Raw genomic sequence first — 18,315 nt, 5'->3', positions numbered from 1 at the left:
TGCGCTCACGGCCGCTGCTCCTCACCCACCAGGATCACCGTATCGGCGCTGTCGAGGCCAAGACGCACAGCGTCGCCCGGTTTTGGCAGGCGATCGAAGGAGCCGCTGCGAATGGCGCCGCGCACGGCCATTTCCGTGCCGTCCTGAAGGCGGGCATAAAGCAGGAAGCTTTCGCCCTGATAGACGACCTCGCTGACTGTGGCGGCAAATTCATTCACATCGTCGCCGGCCGCACCTTCCAGCAGCCGCACCCGTTCGGGCCGCATCATCAGCGACAGCGCGTTTGCGTCCGGTATCGGGCGTATGGTTTTCAGAACCGTGCCACCGGCGGCGATGTCCCGGCCAGTACGCTCAACATCCAGAAAACTCGAATCGCCGATGAAATCGGCCACAAACCTGTTTTCCGGCTGATCATAAAGTTGCTGTGGCGTCGCAAGCTGCATGATCCGACCGAAGTTAACAACCGCGATACGATCCGACATCGTCAGCGCCTCGCGCTGGTCATGGGTCACGTAAACCGTTGTCATGCCAAGTTTTTCATGCAAGTGGCGCAGTTCGATCTGCATCCGGTCGCGTAGCTTTTTATCAAGCGCAGAAAGCGGCTCGTCCATCAGCAGGATGCGCGGCTCAAAAACAATGGCGCGGGCCAGCGCGACACGCTGCTTTTGCCCACCCGACAGCTGATCGATGCACCGTTCACCATACCCGCCCAGTTGCACTGTCTCCAGCGCGCGCTCAACCCGCTCAGCCAGTTCGGGTTTGGATACGCGACGCAGACGCAGCGGGTAGCCCACATTCCCGGCCACGGTCATATGCGGAAAGAGGGCGTAATTCTGAAAGACCATGCCCACGTCGCGCAGGTGCGGCGGTTTGCGGACCACCTCGTCCGCACCGAACTTTAGGCTGCCACGATCTGGACGCGTAAAGCCAGCCAACACCATCAGAAGTGTTGTTTTGCCAGAACCCGACGGCCCCAGAAGGGTCAGGAATTCACCGCTTTTCACGTCGAGCGAAACATCGTCCAGCGCGTGAACGTCGCCATAGGTTTTGGTTACGTTGCGCACGCCGATCGGAAGCGCATCCTGCTTTGTCATTGTCACTTGCCTGTTCAATTTATGTGCCACGGGCATACCCCTGCCCGTGACTTTGTTTTTCGCGGGCCGCCTATTCCGTCAGCATTTCCTGGTACATCTCCGCCGCAATGGTTTCCCACTCGGCATACCAGTCCAGCGATACCGGTACCTGCTTCGCGGCATTGTCCGGCGATGACGGCAGGCCAGCGGCGACATCGGCGGTAATTTCGCCCGTGTCATAAGCAGCCTTGTTGGTCGGGCCGTAGGTGATATATTTCGGTAGGTCGTCCTGATACTCCGGTTTGGAAATTTCGTTCAGGAATTCCATCGCCACGTCCTTGTTGGGCGCGCCTTTCGGGATGGCGAAACAGTCATAATCCAGCAATGCCTGATTGAAGCTGTAGGCGACCTTTGCGCCGTCCTTCTTGGCATTGTCGAAACGGCCATTCCAGCCAGTGGTCATATCGACCTCACCATCTTTCATCAACTGCGCGTGCTGTGCGCCCGAGGTCCAGAACACGTCGATATGTGGCTTCAATTCCCGGATCTTATTGAGCGCACGCTCAATCCCCTCTTCAGAACCGAGCACCTCATAGACATCTTCCGGGGCGACTCCATCCGCGAGAATGGCAGGCTCAAGTGCACCGGCGACCTTGCCGCGATAGGCGCGTTTGCCGGGGAATTTTTCCACGTCAAAGAAATCGGCCCAGCTTTGCGGGCCATCCTCGCCGAATGTGTCGGTGTTCCAGGCATAAACGGTCGAGAACACGTCACCGCCCACGCAGTAATCCGAATAAAGCGTCGGGTAAAAATTCGACACATCAATCACGCCGTAATCCAGCTTCTCGAGCAGGCCTTCAGCCGCGGCGCGTGCCGCCGAGCCCGATCCGCTCGCGACAATATCCAGCGTGACCTGGCCAGAACTGACCTGCAAACGCACGTCCGACATGCCACCATAGGTTTCCTGTTTGACCTCGACACCGGTATTGGCGGCGGCGGGTTCGAACAGCGCCTTGCTTTGCGCCTCCTGATACGATCCGCCCCATGAGGCAATCGTCACCGATTTATCCGCGGCCATCGCCGCCGATGCCAGGATACTGGCCACCACGGCTGTTGATATCGTCGTTTTCATGTTCAATCTCCTCCTCTGTTTTAACGGGCTTGCTTGCTTTGCAACCCTTATTCGCCAGGTTGTTGCGCCGGACGGTTTGGCGAAGCCCCGTCCGGGTATTCCTAACTGATTGCCTTCGATTTTTCATATTGCATCCGGTCGCGCCAACGATACCAGGCGACGACCGGTGGCAGGAACCACGGCTTTCCGGTGTATAAAGGTCGCGTCGGAAAGGGCAGTTCGTCAAATGCAGTCTGACCTTCCCTGAGGCCCAGCACCTTCTGCCCTACCCGCATGCCCAGATAGCTCGCCATCGACACACCTGATCCGCAATATCCCATCGCGTAATGAATGCCCTCACGCTGACCAATATGGGCCAGCTCGTCAAAGGTATATGCGACCGTGCCCATCCAGGAATGGGTAATACGGGTGCCACGCAGTTCGGGAAAAATACGGCACATATCGTCATATAAGCGCGGGCCGCTGACGCTGGGATCGGTTTCGTGCGCAGACACGCGGCCCCCGAACAAAATGCGCCTGCGATCCGGCGAGGTGCGGTAGTAATAGACTACCTTGCAGGTGTCGCTGGCGATGCGGTCCTTGGGAAAAAGCCGGTCCACGAGATCAGGTTTCAACGGTTCGGTCGCGATCACGTAACTGCCAATGGGGATGACCCGGCGCTGCAACCAAGGTGTCAGCTTTTCGGTGTAGCCGTTTGTGGCCACGATCACGTCACGCGCCCTGACGCTACCTTTGGCTGTCACAACCTCATGCCCGTCAGCGCTTTGCCGCAACCCGGTTACCCTACACTGGCCGATGACGGTTGCGCCCGCATCAGTCGCGCACATCAATAATCCGCGATGGTATTTCGCAGGATCCAGCGCGGCATGTTTCGGGAAGACTAGGCCACCATGATAGACTGGCGATCCCAGCTCCGAACTCTGATCCTGTCGGGGCACGGGATAGGTTTCGACGCCTTCTTCACGGGCCAATTGCTGCGCGTCGCGGGCCAATTGCTCATAGCTTTCTGCGCTATGCGCGGCATGAAACCGGCCCGCCCGGCGAAAATCACACCTGATACCCTCACTGGCGATACGGTCTTCGATCCAATCAAGCGCGTTTTCCCCTTCGCGACGGATCGCGCGTGCGCGCGCCACGCCATACTTGGCTGAAAGTTTCTGCAACGAGGGTTTCACGCTGGTGCTGATCTGCCCGCCATTTCGCGTACTGCAGCCCCAACCGGGATTTTCAGCGTCAAGCACGAGGGTCGACCGACCGGCGCGTGCAGTCTCAATCGCCGCGTTCAACCCCGTGTAGCCCGAGCCGACAATCACCACATCCGCGGTTTCGGGCAACTGACCGGGCAGGTCAGACTCAGCCGGGCACCCGTCCAGCCAGAACGGGGTCTCCTTCCAGTTGTCGGCCCAGATCGGATCTTTGCTTGTTTGGTCAGCCCGAGCGGTCAAGTTTCCCCCCTGCCAGCGCAGCAGCCTGTTCAGATACCGCCGCCCTCTGAAAATCGCATTGCGTCACCATCCGGTGAGGTTAGTGAGGGGGGGTGAATTAATCAATTCAATATGGATAATATTAGTATACGATAAATTTATACAAAACGGGTGACGAAATATGCGGTTAAAGCTGCGACATCTGGAGGTATTCAGCGCCTTGTTTGACGCAGGCTCGGTGTCTCGGGCGGCGCAGCGGCTCAACTTGTCGCAACCGGCCGTAAGTGTTGCACTGGGAAACTTCGAGGCCGAACTGGGATTCCGCCTGTTCCACCGTGACCGCGGTTTTTTCGCCCCGACAAACGAGGCCATTCTACTGCATGAGGAAGTTCAACAGGGTATTACGGCACTGACCCGGGTCGAACAGCGTGCCGATGAAATCCGTTCAGGCGCGACGGCAGGCATCAGTGTCGCAACCAATGGCGCCATGTCCTATAATTTTCTGCCCAAAGTCATTGCCGAGTTTCAGCGTGACTATCCCGGCACCCATGTAGAGCTACGCGTGCACAGCTCGCGTAGGATCGCCTCTTGGGTCGGCAGCAGGCAAATTGATATCGGGCTTATCGATGCACCTGTACCGGTTGCCGGGCTGAATACAAAACTGGTGCATATGGAATGTGTTTGCATCATGCGCGAGGATGATCCGCTCGCACGGCTGGAAATCATTACCCCGAAGGACCTGAATAACCGTCCGGTCATAGCGATAACCGGGGACCACAGTATCGACCGTCAGCTTGCGGAAATAATGTCGCTTGCAGAAATGTCCCTGATCCACAATGCGTCCAGCTACTTTTACGCCATTGCTAGAAACCTTGTCGCGGCCGGAAACAACATTTCGATCATTGACCCCGTAAACGGAAAGGCGGCCCTTGCAGACGGGGTGGTCTGGCGGCCGTTCGCCCCCAAGATCATTCACGAGCTTGCAGTAATAACCAACAAGGGCCAACCCGTCGGTATCGCAGCGACCCAATTCGAGAAACGCATCGGCGAGACGCTTCAGCAATACGCGATCCCGAAGCGTTCTGGTAAAGCCGACGATTCAAGATGAACCGCAGGCCCCAACCGGGCTTCAGGATATTCTGACCGTATCCAGGCCCGGCATCGCGCACCCCGTCAGTCTCCGGCCCATCATGCCCAAGTAAAAACCCCTCAAATCTCAGCCTCTTGTGGGCCATTCTTTGCGCGCCGGTTCCCTAAAATGATGGTCGCTCCATTCAAGTGAGCAGGTCTGCCGATATTGTGCGATTTTCCTTCCGGTTGTCCTTGTCTCCGATCCCTGTACTGGATAGGAAGGGCGTACGCAGGGGAGTCTCAACCGAGAGACTGAGAGGCGAATAGCAGCAAGGCTGCAGTGTCGCGACCCTTTGAACCTGACCCAGTTGATACTGGCGTAGGAAGCTAAGGGCGCACATCGTGTCTTGTCGTGATGTGCAAACTGACAAGGGCAGTTTTATATCCGCCCGTTTCCCAAGCCGCGGCTCATCTGGTGTCTTTTTGAGTAACTGCTTGAGGAGCACCAAAATGTACGTCCCAAACCCTGAAATCACTACGGGCGAACTGCCTGCGTCACGCAAGATCTATGTGAACGGGTCACTGCATCCCGATCTACGCGTACCAATGCGGGAAATCGCCACCCATCCTACGGCTGGCGAACCGCCGCTTCCGGTTTATGACAGTTCAGGGCCCTATACCGACCCCGACATCCTGATCAATGTCCGGCAAGGCGTCGCACCGCTGCGGCGCGACTGGATCATGGCCCGTGCTGATGTCGAGGAATACGAGGGCCGTGATATCAAACCGGCGGATAACGGGGTTGTCGAGGGCGATCACCTGATCCCTGAATTTCCGATAAAGCCTCGCCCCTTGCGCGCGAAAACCGGCAAGGCGGTGACCCAACTGGCCTATGCACGTGCGGGCATCGTCACGCCCGAAATGGAATTCGTCGCTATTCGCGAAAACCAGTTGCGTGAAGCCGTACCAGAGTCCCGTGACGGCAATGACTGGGGCGCGAATATTCCCGATCACGTGACGCCGGAATTTGTCCGTGATGAAATTGCGGCGGGCCGGGCAATCATCCCAGCCAATATCAACCATCCGGAATCCGAGCCGATGATCATCGGGCGCAATTTTCTGGTCAAGATAAACGCCAATATGGGCACCTCCGCTGTCACCTCTTCGATGGAAGAAGAGGTTGATAAGATGGTCTGGGCCATTCGGTGGGGCGCCGACACGGTCATGGACCTCAGCACAGGGCGCAATATCCACAACACCCGCGAATGGATCATCCGCAACAGCCCGGTCCCCATTGGCACGGTGCCGATTTATCAGGCGCTGGAGAAGGTGAACGGCATCGCCGAGGACCTCACATGGGAGGTGTTCCGCGACACGCTCATCGAACAAGCCGAGCAGGGTGTGGATTATTTCACCATCCACGCGGGTGTGCGTCTGCACATGGTGCCGATGACGGTGGATCGGGTAACCGGGATCGTCAGCCGGGGCGGGTCGATCATGGCCAAATGGTGCCTGCATCATCACCGCGAAAGCTTTCTCTACGAGCATTTTGACGAGATCTGCGACATCTGCCGCGCCTATGACGTGTCGTTCAGCCTTGGTGACGGGCTGCGCCCCGGTTCCATCGCGGATGCCAATGACGAAGCGCAGTTTGCCGAGCTTGAAACGCTGGGTGAACTGACCCGGATCGCCTGGGCCAAGGATTGCCAGGTCATGATCGAGGGGCCGGGCCATGTGGCCATGCACAAGATAAAGGAGAACATGGAGAAGCAACTGGAGTGCTGCCAAGAAGCACCCTTCTACACGCTCGGACCACTTACAACCGACATCGCGCCGGGCTATGACCACATCACCAGCGGCATCGGGGCGGCAATGATTGGCTGGTTTGGCTGCGCGATGCTTTGCTATGTGACGCCCAAGGAACATCTGGGTTTGCCAGACCGCGATGATGTGAAAACCGGGGTAATTACCTACAAGATCGCGGCCCATGCCGCCGATCTGGCCAAGGGCCTGCCCGGCGCGCAGAGGCGTGATGATGCGCTCAGCCGTGCGCGGTTCGAATTCCGGTGGGAAGACCAGTTCAACCTGTCGCTGGACCCGGAAACGGCGCGGGATTTCCACGATCAAACCCTGCCAAAACAGGCCCATAAGGTAGCCCATTTCTGCTCCATGTGCGGGCCCAAATTTTGCTCGATGCGGATTTCACATGACATCCGTGCCGAGGCACAGAAAGCGGGGATGGAGGCCATGGCAGCCAAATTCCGCGAAGGTGGTGATCTCTATGTCCCGGTGGGTGAGCCTGTTACGGAACCGGGCGAATGATCACCATTGCCGGGGCGGGTGTGGCCGGCCTTGCCTGCGCGCTGGAACTGGCGCGCCGTGGCGCACCCGTCACGGTTTATGAGATTGGCAAAGCGCCATCGGACAATCGGTGTTCATGGTTTGCCGGCGGCATGCTGGCCCCCTGGTGCGAAGCCGAGACAGCCGATGCTGAAGTGTCGCGCCTGGCTGCGGGTGCGATCGACTGGTGGGAAAAGATCACCCCGGTGGCACGGCGGGGCACGATGGTTGTAGCCCCGCCGCGTGACCGGGCGGAACTGACGCGTTTTGCACGATGCACCGAGCAGCACAAGCTGCTTGATCGCACCGGCGTGGCCGCACTGGAACCTGCATTGACCGGGCGTTTCAGTCAGGCGCTGTTCTTCGAGGACGAGGCCCATCTCGACCCGCGCAGGGCACTGGCGGATCTAGCGATGGCAGTGCAGACCCTTGGTGTTGATATCCGCTATGGAACACCAGCGCCGGAATCCGTTGATGTTGATTGTCGGGGGATAGCCGCCGCCCTACCCGGCTTGCGCCCGGTCCGGGGTGAAATGGCCATGATCAAGACAACGGACGTTCACTTCACTCGCACCATCCGTTTTTTGCATCCGCGCATACCGCTTTACCTCGTGCCGCGGGAACAGGGCATTTACATGATCGGCGCGACGATGGTCGAAAGCAACGCATCACGGCCAATTACCCTGCGATCGATGCTGGAATTGCTGAGCGCCGCCTTCGCCCTGCATCCGGGGTTGGGCGAGGCAAGCGTGATCGAAACCGGCATCGGCCTGCGGCCCGCTTTTGCCGATAATGTACCGCGGTTGACCCGCGTCGGCGACACCGTCCATGTGAATGGTCTCTATCGGCACGGATTTCTGCTGGCCCCCGCTCTGGCGGGCCAGTTGGCAACCCAATTCTTTCAGGAAAACAAGCATGAAGATCGTAGTGAACGCTGTCACGCATGAGGTGACCAGCGAAATATTGTCCACCGCACTGACCGAACTGGGTTTCACCAGCCCCGCCGTGGCGACCGCCCTGAATGGCAGTTTTGTACCGCGCGAGGCACGCAACACCACCATGTTGCGCGATGGAGATCGGGTGGAAGTTCTCGCCCCAATGCAGGGAGGCTAAGCAATGCAACTTTACGGCACGGAAATTGGCTCTCCCTTGCTGCTGGGCACTGCCCAATACCCGTCACCTGCGGTCCTGACCAAGGCAATAGAGGCAAGCGGAGCTGAGATCATCACCGTCTCGCTGCGCCGGGAAAGCGCAGGTGGGTCGGGCATGGGGTTCTTTGAGATTCTGCAAGAAACCGGCTGCCGCACCCTGCCCAACACCGCCGGATGCCATACGGCGCAAGAAGCCATAACGACCGCGCATATGGCCCGCGATGTGTTCGAAACCGATTGGATCAAATTGGAGGTGATCGGACATTCCGACACGTTGCAGCCTGATGTCTTTGGCTTGGTCGAGGCCGCGCGGGTGCTGTCTGCCGATGGTTTCAAGGTATTTCCCTACACCACCGACGATCTGGTTGTCGGCGAAAAACTGATCGACGCAGGCTGCGAGGTTCTGATGCCCTGGGGCGCGCCTATCGGATCCGGCCAGGGGCTGCGTGCCCCGGAAGCGCTAAAAGCCATGCGCGGGCATTTCCCTGATATTCCGCTAATAATTGATGCCGGAATCGGCCGCCCGTCTGATGCGGCACAAGCCACGGAACTGGGCTTTGACGCGGTGCTGTTGAACACCGCCGTCGCCACCGCGGGTGATCCGGTACAAATGGCGCGGGCTATGGCGTTGGCGGTCCAGGCCGGGCGTGCCGGGTTTCTCGCCACCCCGATGGAGCGGTGCGATATGGCGGTACCTTCAACCCCGATCCTTGGCCTGGCGGAACTGGCATGATGGAAAAGTTCTATCTGATCGTTGGCCATGTCGGTCGCCTTGAACTTCTGGTGCCGCAGGGCGTCAGGCTGGTGCAACTGCGGATCAAGGGCCAGGACGACACGGAGTTACGCCGTCAGATCATCCGCGCCCGCGATTTCTGTGCAGTGCATCGTGCGCAGCTTGTGATCAACGATTACTGGCAGGCGGCGTTGGACCTGCGTTGTGGGTTTGTCCATCTGGGCCAAGAGGATATGGAGAGCGCAGATTTTCCCGCCCTGCGACGCGCGGGGGTCCGTTTTGGCCTTTCGACCCACGATGAGGACGAGCTGGAGCGCGCCTTGTCGCTTGATCCGGATTATGTAGCCCTTGGCCCAGTCTACCCGACGCTGCTGAAGGAAATGAAATGGCCGCCCCAAGGGCTAGACCGAGTCGCCCGTTGGAAACGGATGGCGGGTAATACGCCACTGGTCGCCATTGGCGGGCTCACGACTGATCGAGTGCCCGGCGTTATCGCCGCAGGGGCCGACAGCGTGGCGGTAGTGACCGACATTCAGCAAGCAGACGATCCCGAGGCGCGTACGCGCGAATGGATCAGGGTCTGCGCTTCATGAGCCGCTACCTGCGTCAGATGACACTGCCAGAGGTCGGCGTGGAAGGACAGCGCAGGTTAACAAAGGCCCACGTGCTGGTCGTGGGCGCGGGTGGGTTGGGATGCCCGGTGCTGCAATACCTCGCCGGGGCAGGTGTGGGGCGGATCACGTTGCTGGACCCCGATCATGTCGAGGAAAGCAACCTGCACCGGCAACCGCTCTATCGCATGTCCGATCTGGGGTGCGCCAAGGCCCTGGCGGCCCGTGCGCATCTGCGGGCGGCTAATCCTGAACTGACCATTGATGCCCGGGTTCAGACCCTGCATCCGGGCAATGCACCGCTGCTGGTAGCCGCAGCAGATGTGGTGGTCGATGCCGCTGACAGTTTTGCAGTGTCCTACATGCTGTCCGATACGTGCCACCGTCAGGGCGTGCCCCTGATCTCGGCCAGTGCGCTTGGGCAAAAGGGGTACGCGGGCGGCTTTTGTGGTCACGGCGCGCCCTCATTGCGCGCTGTGTTTCCCAGACTGCCGGATCGCGGTGCAACATGCGCCAGCGCAGGCGTATTAGGCCCGGTCGTCGGCATGATCGGAGCGCTACAGGCGCAGATGACACTGCAAGTCCTCCTGCACCACACCCCCTCGCCGCTGGGTCAGATTGTAACGCTCGACATGCAGCGGCCGCGATTTGACGGATTCGCGTTTCACGCCGCGCCAGAGCCGCAAATAGCCGTGCCCTTTGTGTCACGATCAGAAATTCGCCCAGCGGATCAGGTGATTGAACTACGCAGCGCAGAAGAAGCGCCGGAGATCATAGCGCCGCAAGCGCAGCGCCTAAGCACCCATAGCATCGATGATCTCCAACCAGACCCTGCGCAGCGCGTGGTCTTGTGCTGCGCCTCCGGATTACGCGCCTGGAGGGCAGCCGAGTGTCTGCAGGCTAAGGGTCACGACAACCTGGCCCTTCTGGCAGCGACCGCCTGCGAATGAAACGGGTACTGCTCATCGGCGGCACCGACAGCAGTGGTGGTGCGGGGCTCGCCCGCGATATCGCAGTGACAAACGACTATCGCCACCTCGCCAAACCCGTGGTGACCTGCGTCACTGCACAAACGAACACGGCGGTACGGTTGATCCACGAGGTGCCCGCTGCAGTGATTACCGCGCAGATCAACGCTGCTTTCGCCGATACGCCGCCGGATGCGATCAAGGTCGGGATGGTCGGAACAGGCGCTGCCGGCGATGCCATTGCCGACGCATTGACAAGCCGTAATGTACCCATCGTCTTGGACCCGGTACTGAAATCCAGCTCAGGACGCACACTAAGCGACGCGGGCTCTTTGCAGGGGCTTATCGCAATCGCGACCCTGCTGACACCCAATCTGGAAGAAGCCGCACGCCTGAGCAATCGGACGTTTGCGAATTGTGATGCTGAATTGTCGGTGCAGGCAGAGGCCTTGCGCAAGAAAGGGGCAAAGGCGGTTCTGATAAAGGGTGGGCACGGATGTGGCGACATCTGCTGTGATCACCTGTTTGACACTCTTGACCGCCATCGGTTTTGCCTGCCTCGCCTGACATTGCACAAACGCGGAACGGGCTGTTCACTTGCGACAGCAGTGGCCTGCGAACTGGCTTCTGACCGTCCTCTTCGGGACGCATGCAGACGGGCGAAAAATTACATGCAAAACTGGATCGCGGGTCACGACAGGAATGCGTGACGATGTTCACGCCCCGTGACCGGCTCAGCTTGCTGCTGCAAGCCTGGCCTTCAACGCAGCGTTTTCGGCCTTAAGCGTCGCCAGTTCCGCTTGAAACGGTTCCAGTATGGGCCGCATCTCTTCCATTGTCAGGCGAACCGGCAAATGCTGAGGGCAGTTCCAGTCAAAGCCTTCGACCGTGATGACAACCGCACGCTCGGGACGGCCACGATAGGTTTCATCCTGCAGACGTTCGACCAACAGAGGATCATCGGCAGCCTCAACCAGACGCGCACGACCCAAAACCTTGACCCGGGCGGAGTTCGGGTAATCAACCAGGATCATCGCAATTCTGTCGTCTTTGGTCAGATTGCCCGCGCTGATATACTGACGATTGCCTCGAAAATCGGCATAGGCGATGGTTTGATCATCAAGCACCTTCAGAAAGCCGCGCGGACCACCCCGGAACTGAACATAGGGCCAGCCGGTCTCGGACACGGTTGCCTGGTAAAATCCATCTCGTTGACTGATGAACTGAATCTCGCGCGGACCCAATCTATCGTCGGCTGGCGCCTCGGCGCTCAGAAACCTGTCATAGCTGCGGGCGGATCCCTGCCGTTCCTGAATTTGACGTACTTCTTGGGTGAAGGTCCGTTCTGCGAATGCTTTTGCCATTGTTGCCTCCTATAGACCCAGATCACCTAACCCGGGATGATCAATCGGCCGCCTGCCCTGCGGCCAACGAAATTTGCGGTCTTTTTCGGGAATAGGCAGATCGTTGATGCTGGCATGGCGTGTCGTCATCAACCCGTCGGCGTCAAACTCCCAGTTTTCATTGCCATAAGAGCGGAACCACAGCCCGGCATCGTTGTGCCATTCATAGGCAAAGCGCGCGGCGATGCGATTGCCGTTAAAAGCCCAGAGCTCCTTGATCAGCCGATATTCTTTTTCGTGATGCCACTTCTTGGTCAGGAAGTCCTTGATCTCGGCCACGCCAGTGATGAAGGTCGACCGGTTTCGCCAGCGGCTGTCGGTCGTATAAGCCGGCGCCACCACCTCCGGGTCGCGCGTGTTCCACGCATCTTCGGCGGCGCGTATCTTTTGGGCGGCGGTTTCGGCGGTGAAGGGCGGCAGAGGTGGGCGTGGCACGGGAGGTCTCCAATATAGTGTACCGATCGGTAAACTATATGTAAGTGTACCGATCTGTCAACCTTTTTGCTCGCACTTGTGGCGATAATCCTGTATCCCGTTTGATCAACAGCGGAATTATGCGTGAGAAACCCACCATGCGGCAAACCAAGCGGAACGAACTTGTCGAGAAAGCACTTGGTGTTTTTTACCAGAATGGCTTTAACGCCACCGGGATGGACCGGCTGGTGGCGGAAACCGGCATCTCCAAAACCTCGATGTACAAGCATTTCAAAACCAAGGATGACCTGATCCTTGCGGCCCTGAAATTGCGCGACGAGCAGTTTCGAAACTGGATGGTTCAGCGCATCGAAAAAATTGCCGCCACCCCGTCCGACCGTATCCTTGCACTTTTCGATGTTCTGGAAGAATGGTTCGGGATGCCCGGTTTCAGCGGTTGCATGTTTATCAACGCGTCAGCCGAATTTCAGGATAAACAGCATCCGGTCCGCGCGCAATCAGCCGAGCACAAGCTCTTAATTCAAAGCTATATTCGCGGCTTGGCCAAGCAGGCAGAACTGCCGAACCCCGACCGGATTGCCCGCCAGATGATGCTTTTGAAGGAAGGTGCGATCATCGCCGCCCATGTCACACGCAGCGCGACCGCCGCACGTGACGCCAAAGAGGCCGCACGGGTGCTGTTGGCGGCCTAATCCAGCTTGCGGAGCCGCTTGAACAGGCTGGAAGTATCCCAACGCCCGCCACCCATTTTCTGCACATCCTTGTAGAACTGATCGACAAGGGCCGTGACCGGCAGCGAGGCCCCGTTCCCATTGGCGGTAGACAGGCATATCCCCAGGTCCTTGCGCATCCAGTCTACGGCGAACCCGTGCTCGAACTCGTCGTCCAGCATGGTTTCGTACCGGTTGGCCATCTGCCAGCTACCCGCGGCGCCCTGGCTGATGACCTCGACCACGGCGCGACCGTCAAGCCCGGATTTCTCGGCGAAGTGCAGCGCCTCGCTCAACCCCTGAACCAGCCCGGCAATGGCAATCTGGTTGCACATCTTGGTTTTCTGTCCGGCCCCGCTGTCGCCGATGCGGCGGCAGATTTTGGCATAGATCGAGATGACTGGCTCCACCGCGTCATAAGCGGCCTGATCACCGCCACACATGATCGACAGAACGCCGTTTTCGGCGCCAGCCTGCCCGCCTGAGATCGGCGCATCGACAAAAGACAGTCCCGCCTCGGCCGCCGCAGCATAAAGCTCGGTCGTGACCGCGTCGGACACGGTGGTGTGATCCACGAAGATCGCCCCGTCGGACATCCCGGCAAATGCGCCTTCATCGCCCTGACAGACAGATCGCAGATCGTCGTCATTGCCGACGCAGGCCATAATGATTGACGCGCCCTCTGCCGCTCCGCGCGGCGTCTCGGACATCGCGCCGCCATGTTGCTCTACCCATTTCTGTGCCTTTGCCGAGGTTCGGTTATAAACACAGACCTCGTGACCAGCGGCTTGCAGATGCCCCGCCATCGGATATCCCATTACGCCTAGGCCCAGAAATGCCAGCTTTGCCATCTTCTTTCCTCTTGCCATTGTCTCGCTTCGGATTTCTGACTATCCCAGCCTAGGATGCAAGGCAAATCGGGGCGGGCATGGCTCAAGTCTTCAGGTGGTTGTTACGAATTGCGAGTGGCATGGTGCTGCTGTCGGTCATCGTGGTGATCGGTCTTTACTTTCTGCTGTCACGCTCATTGCCCGATTATGACAAGACGATTTCTGTCAGCGGCATCACCTCGCAGGTCGAGATTGTGCATGACAATGCCAATGTGCCGCATGTTTTCGCGGGCAATGATGCCGACGTGTTCTTTGGCTTGGGATATGCCCATGCGCAGGACCGGCTTTGGCAGATGACGATGTTGCGGCGCACAGTGCAGGGCCGCCTTTCCGAGGTGTTCGGCCCCCGCACTCTGAATATCGACAAGGCATTGCGCCGCTTTGACCTTTACGGCGCGGCGGTCAAATCGGTCGAGGTTCAGGACGCGCGCACCAGGGCGGCCCTGACGGCTTATGCCGCAGGGGTAAACGCCCGTCTTCAGGACATCAACAATGCCGCCTTGGGCCGAGGCGCCCCCGAGATGTTCGTATTTTCCAATCCCATCGCCCCGTGGCGACCGGCCGACTCGATCGCGATCATCAAGCTGATGGCGGTTCAGCTCTCGGCGCATCTGGAGCATGAAGTGCTCTATGCCCGGACCTCGCTCCAGCTTGATGACGCGGCACGGCTGGCGGATATCATGCCACTTGATCCGAGCAGCGGTATCGCTGCGTTACCGGAATATGCCAGTCTCTGGCCCGGCGCCGAATTTCCCGTACTCGCGGCAAAAACCGACACCAGGCAAGACCCGCTGTCGCCCTTCCAGAAACGCGCCTTCGCCGGTGCCTCGAACGCCTGGGCCGCGGCGCCCGCACGGTCGGCAGCCGGTGGCACATTGCTGGCCAATGATCCGCACCTGGGCTTCACCGCGCCGGGCATCTGGTATCTGGCCCGGCTTGAATTATCCTCGGGTGGGGTGATCGGCGGCACCATTCCCGGCGTGCCGACGATCATGACCGGGCGCAGCGCCAGTCTGGGCTGGGGCCTGACCGCGTCACATATGGACGATCAGGATGTCTTTATCGAAAAGGTGAACCCGGACAACGCGGGGGAATATCTGACCCCTGACGGATACAAGCCCTTCGTGACTCAGAAATCCATCATCCGGATCAAAGACGCTGACCCGGTCACGCTGACCCGCCGCTGGACGGATAACGGCCCGGTACTACCAGGGTCGCATTACAACCTTGGCCATGTCACGCCCTCGGGCCACGTGGCAAGCGTATCCTGGACGGCGCTCAGTCCCACCGACACGACGATGAGCGCGGCGATTGCGCTCTTGTACTCGAAAACCATTGACGAGGCGCTAGAAGCCGGTGAACGCTATGTCACGCCATCACAGAACCTGACCCTCGTCGATCAGAATAAAATCGCGCTGAAAACCATCGGAGCAATGCCGCGGCGGTCTGCTGATCACGAAAGCAAGGGGCGGCTGCCATCGCGCGGCTGGATCGCCGCCAATCGCTGGCAGGGGATCAGCCCCTACTCGGCCAATCCCGAGTTCATCTCGCCCGCTGGTGGGTTACTGGGCAACACGAATAATAAGACGGTCGACCGCCCATTTCCGCTGCATGTCAGCTTTGTCTGGGGCGACACGCAGCGGGTGCATCGTTGGCGCAAGCTGATGCAGAGCCGCGAAGTGCACACCCGCGACAGCTTTATCGAGGCGCAACTGGACACGGTCAGCTTTACCGCGCGATCGCTGCTGCCGTTGATCGGTGCCGACCTTTGGTTCACCGGCGAATCCGCCCCCGAAGGCACGCCCGAGCGTCAGCGTCAGCGGGCCCTGCAACTGCTATCGGACTGGAACGGCGAGATGAGCGAGCACCGTCCCGAGCCCCTGATCTATGCTGCCTGGCTACGTGCCGTTCAGGACCGGCTGATCCGTGATCAACTGGGACCGCTGGCCGATGAATTCCCTCACCCCGAGCCGATCTTCATCGAGCGTGTCTACCGCGATGTCGATGGCGCCTCAGCCTGGTGTGATATCAAACTGTCATCACCGGTCGAGACCTGCACAGACATTGCCCGCCTAGCGCTTGATGATGCGCTGATCTGGATTAACGAGCGTTATGGCAGCGCGCTGGAAAGCCTCAGATGGGGCGATGCGCATCAGGCCACTCATGATCACCCCGTGCTGGGCGAGGTGCCGGTGCTGCGCTACTTCGTTAACATCCAGCAATCCACCTCCGGCGGCGATAACACCTTGCTGCGCGGCCTCACCAGCGGCAGCGGAGAAGACCCGTTTCACAACGTGCATGGGGCGGGTTATCGCGGGGTCTATGACTTTGCCGATCCCGACAGCAGCGTGTTTATCACCGCAACCGGCCAGTCCGGACATTTCCTGTCACGGCATTACGACGATCTCGCGCAACTTTGGCGCCGAGGCGAATATATTCCTATGTCGCTTGATCCCGAGCTGGCGCGCGCAGCGGCAGTTGGCGTAACTGTGCTTAAACCGGTCGCCGAATAAGTCAGTAGGGATTGGCCAGCGTTCGCTGATCCAACCGTTCCAGATTGACGATGGTCGACAGCATCAGCCTGTCCTGGCTCCAGTCGCCGCTGCCTTGCGATGCGATCGCGCCAACGCTGATCACCGCCAGAAGCGGCACCACCAGAAGCCCGGTCACCCATCTGCCCGGCAGCGGGCGCCTCTGCGACGTCATCGACACGACCCGGCGTTTTAGGAACCTCGCCGCACGACGATTTCGCTCGGATGATACAAGCGGCACGCTGGGCATCAGGACCTGACGCCGCGTACCCTGCCCCAAGGCGTCGCGGCACACCCTGAGCAGGCAATCGCAATAGGCACCGACACCAAACCGGCGGCGCAGCAACACTTGCTGATCGCAGGCCAGCTCGCGCAGCTCGTCGACCTCGCGCTTGAAATACGCGAAGGCCGGGTTCCAGAAGAAAAGCGGGCGCAGGGCCTCCAGCGCTATTTCCCAACCCAGATCGCCTTGCCGCATATGTTGCAGCTCGTGCGAGACAGCGATCCGCAGATCATCCGCATCGGACAATAGCGCCGAGGGCAGCACGATATACCGGCGGCGCCACGCGCGAGTCGAAAACGGCACCGTCACCTTGTCGGACAAGCGAATGTCGATCCCGTTGATCCGACGCAACACATAGCTCTGCCCAATCAGGCGCGAGACCCGCACCACATTTGCCAGAAGCCGCAAAGCAAAGACGGCAATACCAGCGATCCCTAATCCGGCGACGGCCATGCCCAAGGGCGATCCAAGCGTAGTGACGTCTTGCGTGAATACCGTCCGCCACATCCACAGCGTCTCGAACGTGGTTGGTGCCATTTCGAAGCGACCACTAAGATACTGCGCCAGCGCAACATCTGACAGGCTGGGCACGAGGTCGCTGCGCCACAGGCCGATTTGTGAGAGAAGGCTATAGAAGCCCACCACCACCGGCGTGAAAACCACCGCCAGCATCACGCCGTAAACCACCTGCAATTGCAGCGAAAACGCATGGCGCAGGCTGGAGTGGCACAGCGCATAGCGGGTCAGCGCCCAAAGGCATGCCGCCAGTACCAGCATGATATTTGCATCAAGATACGCATTGAAAACTGAGTTAGCCGTCATAATCGGTCAGCCTCCTGTCCAAGAGCGCCCGTATTTCCTCCAGCGCATCCTCCGACAGCCCGTCATCGTCAACCAGCCGCGCCACTAGCGATGCTGGCGTGCCGTCAAAAAGCTTGTCAGAGAGATTGCGCAGGGTCTTTGATTGATAGGCCTCGCGCCGCAGGGCCGGTTTGTAGATCAGGGATTTGTTGCGCTTGTCGCTGGTGACAAATCCCTTCTGCTCCATTATCCGAAGGATGGTCGCGGCCGAGGTGTAAGCCAGGTTCCGCCCCGGTGCCAGATGTGCCAGCACGTCGCGAACACTGCCCTCGCCAAGGGCCCAGAGCTCGGTCATGAATTCCAGCTCGACCTCGGTCAGAAATTCGCTTTTTTTCTTTTGACGCATCCGGTGTCCCGTTCGGTTTCAACTGCTCAGCTTATCCTTACCTCAATTCCGCGCACCGGTCACCGCCCTCTGTCTAAACCTTCCAGAAGCAGAACACGCCCCATGCGATGCTCAGTCCCAGCGGCGCCCAGAGCGGCATGCCGATCAATCCCAGCCAGGCCAGAAAGATATAGACCGTACCCAGAAGCGAGATGAACAGCCGGTCACCGCGCGTGGTAACAAGCCCTAGCACGCCCTTGCGCTCAGCGCCGCCGGGACGCCGGATTTCCAGTATCGTGATGATGCCCATCGCCGAGAATATCCCGATGAAAAGCAACGCCGTGGGCCATGTCCATGCCATCCACCCCAGCATC

At 59.4% G+C, this 18,315-nt stretch carries 19 protein-coding genes and 1 riboswitch; of the genes, 10 read left to right on the top strand and 9 right to left on the bottom strand.

What is annotated here, in order from left to right:
* Nucleotides 1-5 precede the first annotated feature (5 nt).
* From LC334_RS14665 to LC334_RS14655, 3 genes are all read right to left on the bottom strand, one after another.
* Nucleotides 6-1,094, bottom strand: coding sequence for an ABC transporter ATP-binding protein (locus tag LC334_RS14665; RefSeq protein WP_085799624.1), 1,089 nt, complete (start codon nucleotides 1,092-1,094; stop codon nucleotides 6-8).
* Nucleotides 1,095-1,164: 70 nt separating this feature from the next.
* Nucleotides 1,165-2,205: a polyamine ABC transporter substrate-binding protein gene (locus LC334_RS14660; RefSeq protein WP_085799625.1), complete on the bottom strand. Its 1,041-nt coding sequence runs from the start codon at nucleotides 2,203-2,205 to the stop codon at nucleotides 1,165-1,167.
* A gap of 101 nt (nucleotides 2,206-2,306) precedes the next feature.
* Nucleotides 2,307-3,650: an NAD(P)/FAD-dependent oxidoreductase gene (locus LC334_RS14655; RefSeq protein WP_223413015.1), complete on the bottom strand. Its 1,344-nt coding sequence runs from the start codon at nucleotides 3,648-3,650 to the stop codon at nucleotides 2,307-2,309.
* Nucleotides 3,651-3,810: 160 nt separating this feature from the next.
* Between LC334_RS14655 and LC334_RS14650 the strand changes: the two genes are divergently transcribed.
* The 8 genes from LC334_RS14650 (at nucleotide 3,811) to thiD (ending at nucleotide 11,213) form a co-directional block, all read left to right on the top strand.
* Nucleotides 3,811-4,737, top strand: a complete 927-nt coding sequence (locus LC334_RS14650; RefSeq protein ID WP_085799626.1) for a LysR family transcriptional regulator — start codon at nucleotides 3,811-3,813, stop codon at nucleotides 4,735-4,737.
* 244 nt (nucleotides 4,738-4,981) lie between these two features.
* A riboswitch (TPP riboswitch) is annotated at nucleotides 4,982-5,103 on the top strand.
* Nucleotides 5,104-5,210: 107 nt separating this feature from the next.
* Nucleotides 5,211-7,022: a phosphomethylpyrimidine synthase ThiC gene (gene thiC / locus LC334_RS14645; protein ID WP_085799627.1), complete on the top strand. Its 1,812-nt coding sequence runs from the start codon at nucleotides 5,211-5,213 to the stop codon at nucleotides 7,020-7,022.
* Nucleotides 7,019-7,987 carry an FAD-dependent oxidoreductase gene (locus LC334_RS14640; RefSeq protein ID WP_085799628.1) on the top strand — a complete coding sequence of 323 codons (969 nt, stop codon included), beginning with the start codon at nucleotides 7,019-7,021 and terminating at the stop codon, nucleotides 7,985-7,987. Before thiC ends, LC334_RS14640 begins: the two co-directional genes overlap by 4 nt.
* The gene (gene thiS, locus LC334_RS14635; protein WP_085799629.1) at nucleotides 7,956-8,153 is read left to right on the top strand and encodes a sulfur carrier protein ThiS; all 198 of its coding nucleotides are present in this window, start codon (nucleotides 7,956-7,958) and stop codon (nucleotides 8,151-8,153) included. The genes LC334_RS14640 and thiS overlap by 32 nt, the downstream gene beginning before the upstream one ends.
* A 3-nt stretch (nucleotides 8,154-8,156) precedes the next feature.
* A complete protein-coding gene (locus tag LC334_RS14630; RefSeq protein WP_085799630.1) occupies nucleotides 8,157-8,924 on the top strand; it encodes a thiazole synthase in 768 nt (255 codons plus the stop codon).
* Entirely contained in the window at nucleotides 8,924-9,517 is a 594-nt protein-coding gene (locus LC334_RS14625) for a thiamine phosphate synthase (protein ID WP_085799631.1), read from the top strand. The genes LC334_RS14630 and LC334_RS14625 overlap by 1 nt, the downstream gene beginning before the upstream one ends.
* The gene (locus tag LC334_RS14620) at nucleotides 9,514-10,485 is read left to right on the top strand and encodes a HesA/MoeB/ThiF family protein (RefSeq protein ID WP_085799796.1); all 972 of its coding nucleotides are present in this window, start codon (nucleotides 9,514-9,516) and stop codon (nucleotides 10,483-10,485) included. The genes LC334_RS14625 and LC334_RS14620 overlap by 4 nt, the downstream gene beginning before the upstream one ends.
* On the top strand, nucleotides 10,482-11,213 hold the full coding sequence (gene thiD / locus LC334_RS14615; RefSeq protein WP_085799632.1) for a bifunctional hydroxymethylpyrimidine kinase/phosphomethylpyrimidine kinase: 732 nt from the start codon (nucleotides 10,482-10,484) through the stop codon (nucleotides 11,211-11,213). Before LC334_RS14620 ends, thiD begins: the two co-directional genes overlap by 4 nt.
* A 24-nt stretch (nucleotides 11,214-11,237) precedes the next feature.
* On the opposite strand, the gene LC334_RS14610 is transcribed toward thiD, so the two are convergent.
* Nucleotides 11,238-11,867, bottom strand: a complete 630-nt coding sequence (locus LC334_RS14610) for a pyridoxamine 5'-phosphate oxidase family protein (protein ID WP_085799633.1) — start codon at nucleotides 11,865-11,867, stop codon at nucleotides 11,238-11,240.
* A 9-nt stretch (nucleotides 11,868-11,876) separates the two neighbouring features.
* Nucleotides 11,877-12,341, bottom strand: a complete 465-nt coding sequence (locus LC334_RS14605) for a nuclear transport factor 2 family protein (RefSeq protein ID WP_085799634.1) — start codon at nucleotides 12,339-12,341, stop codon at nucleotides 11,877-11,879.
* A 119-nt stretch (nucleotides 12,342-12,460) separates the two neighbouring features.
* On the opposite strand from LC334_RS14605, the gene LC334_RS14600 reads away from it, so the two are divergent.
* Nucleotides 12,461-13,033, top strand: coding sequence for a TetR/AcrR family transcriptional regulator (locus LC334_RS14600; RefSeq protein WP_223413014.1), 573 nt, complete (start codon nucleotides 12,461-12,463; stop codon nucleotides 13,031-13,033).
* Here the strand turns inward: LC334_RS14600 and LC334_RS14595 are convergent.
* Entirely contained in the window at nucleotides 13,030-13,902 is an 873-nt protein-coding gene (locus LC334_RS14595) for an NAD(P)-dependent oxidoreductase (RefSeq protein WP_085799635.1), read from the bottom strand. The two genes, LC334_RS14600 and LC334_RS14595, sit on opposite strands and share 4 nt — an antisense overlap.
* A 77-nt stretch (nucleotides 13,903-13,979) precedes the next feature.
* Between LC334_RS14595 and LC334_RS14590 the strand changes: the two genes are divergently transcribed.
* A complete protein-coding gene (locus LC334_RS14590; RefSeq protein WP_085799636.1) occupies nucleotides 13,980-16,454 on the top strand; it encodes a penicillin acylase family protein in 2,475 nt (824 codons plus the stop codon).
* 1 nt (nucleotide 16,455) lies between these two features.
* Here LC334_RS14590 and LC334_RS14585 read toward each other — a convergent pair whose 3' ends face one another.
* The 3 genes from LC334_RS14585 to LC334_RS14575 all read right to left on the bottom strand — a co-directional run bounded on the left by LC334_RS14585 (nucleotide 16,456) and on the right by LC334_RS14575 (nucleotide 18,314).
* Nucleotides 16,456-17,577, bottom strand: coding sequence for a M56 family metallopeptidase (locus LC334_RS14585; protein ID WP_085799637.1), 1,122 nt, complete (start codon nucleotides 17,575-17,577; stop codon nucleotides 16,456-16,458).
* Nucleotides 17,567-17,962 (bottom strand): BlaI/MecI/CopY family transcriptional regulator, encoded by a 396-nt coding sequence (locus LC334_RS14580; RefSeq protein WP_085799638.1) that lies wholly within the window; start codon nucleotides 17,960-17,962, stop codon nucleotides 17,567-17,569. The genes LC334_RS14585 and LC334_RS14580 overlap by 11 nt, the downstream gene beginning before the upstream one ends.
* A 73-nt stretch (nucleotides 17,963-18,035) precedes the next feature.
* On the bottom strand, nucleotides 18,036-18,314 hold the full coding sequence (locus tag LC334_RS14575) for a DUF2160 domain-containing protein (RefSeq protein WP_085799639.1): 279 nt from the start codon (nucleotides 18,312-18,314) through the stop codon (nucleotides 18,036-18,038).
* Nucleotide 18,315: the final 1 nt, after the last annotated feature.

Source organism: Roseovarius aestuarii (assembly GCF_019966515.1).
Classification (GTDB): domain Bacteria; phylum Pseudomonadota; class Alphaproteobacteria; order Rhodobacterales; family Rhodobacteraceae; genus Roseovarius; species Roseovarius aestuarii.
Note: the sequence above shows the minus strand (reverse complement) of the source record. Positions and strands in the feature narration are given on the sequence as shown.

Bases quoted from the DNA above. Each gene is read 5' to 3' on its own strand.
- LC334_RS14665 (WP_085799624.1), bottom strand. From the start codon at position 1,094: ATGACAAAGCAGGATGCGCTTCCGATCGGCGTGCGCAACGTAACCAAA.
- LC334_RS14660 (WP_085799625.1), bottom strand. From the start codon at position 2,205: ATGAAAACGACGATATCAACAGCCGTGGTGGCCAGTATCCTGGCATCG.
- LC334_RS14650 (WP_085799626.1), top strand. From the start codon at position 3,811: ATGCGGTTAAAGCTGCGACATCTGGAGGTATTCAGCGCCTTGTTTGAC.
- thiC (WP_085799627.1), top strand. From the start codon at position 5,211: ATGTACGTCCCAAACCCTGAAATCACTACGGGCGAACTGCCTGCGTCA.
- LC334_RS14640 (WP_085799628.1), top strand. From the start codon at position 7,019: ATGATCACCATTGCCGGGGCGGGTGTGGCCGGCCTTGCCTGCGCGCTG.
- thiS (WP_085799629.1), top strand. From the start codon at position 7,956: ATGAAGATCGTAGTGAACGCTGTCACGCATGAGGTGACCAGCGAAATA.
- LC334_RS14630 (WP_085799630.1), top strand. From the start codon at position 8,157: ATGCAACTTTACGGCACGGAAATTGGCTCTCCCTTGCTGCTGGGCACT.
- LC334_RS14625 (WP_085799631.1), top strand. From the start codon at position 8,924: ATGGAAAAGTTCTATCTGATCGTTGGCCATGTCGGTCGCCTTGAACTT.
- LC334_RS14620 (WP_085799796.1), top strand. From the start codon at position 9,514: ATGAGCCGCTACCTGCGTCAGATGACACTGCCAGAGGTCGGCGTGGAA.
- thiD (WP_085799632.1), top strand. From the start codon at position 10,482: ATGAAACGGGTACTGCTCATCGGCGGCACCGACAGCAGTGGTGGTGCG.
- LC334_RS14610 (WP_085799633.1), bottom strand. From the start codon at position 11,867: ATGGCAAAAGCATTCGCAGAACGGACCTTCACCCAAGAAGTACGTCAA.
- LC334_RS14600 (WP_223413014.1), top strand. From the start codon at position 12,461: ATGCGTGAGAAACCCACCATGCGGCAAACCAAGCGGAACGAACTTGTC.
- LC334_RS14595 (WP_085799635.1), bottom strand. From the start codon at position 13,902: ATGGCAAAGCTGGCATTTCTGGGCCTAGGCGTAATGGGATATCCGATG.
- LC334_RS14590 (WP_085799636.1), top strand. From the start codon at position 13,980: ATGGCTCAAGTCTTCAGGTGGTTGTTACGAATTGCGAGTGGCATGGTG.
- LC334_RS14585 (WP_085799637.1), bottom strand. From the start codon at position 17,577: ATGACGGCTAACTCAGTTTTCAATGCGTATCTTGATGCAAATATCATG.
- LC334_RS14580 (WP_085799638.1), bottom strand. From the start codon at position 17,962: ATGCGTCAAAAGAAAAAAAGCGAATTTCTGACCGAGGTCGAGCTGGAA.
- LC334_RS14575 (WP_085799639.1), bottom strand. From the start codon at position 18,314: ATGCTGGGGTGGATGGCATGGACATGGCCCACGGCGTTGCTTTTCATC.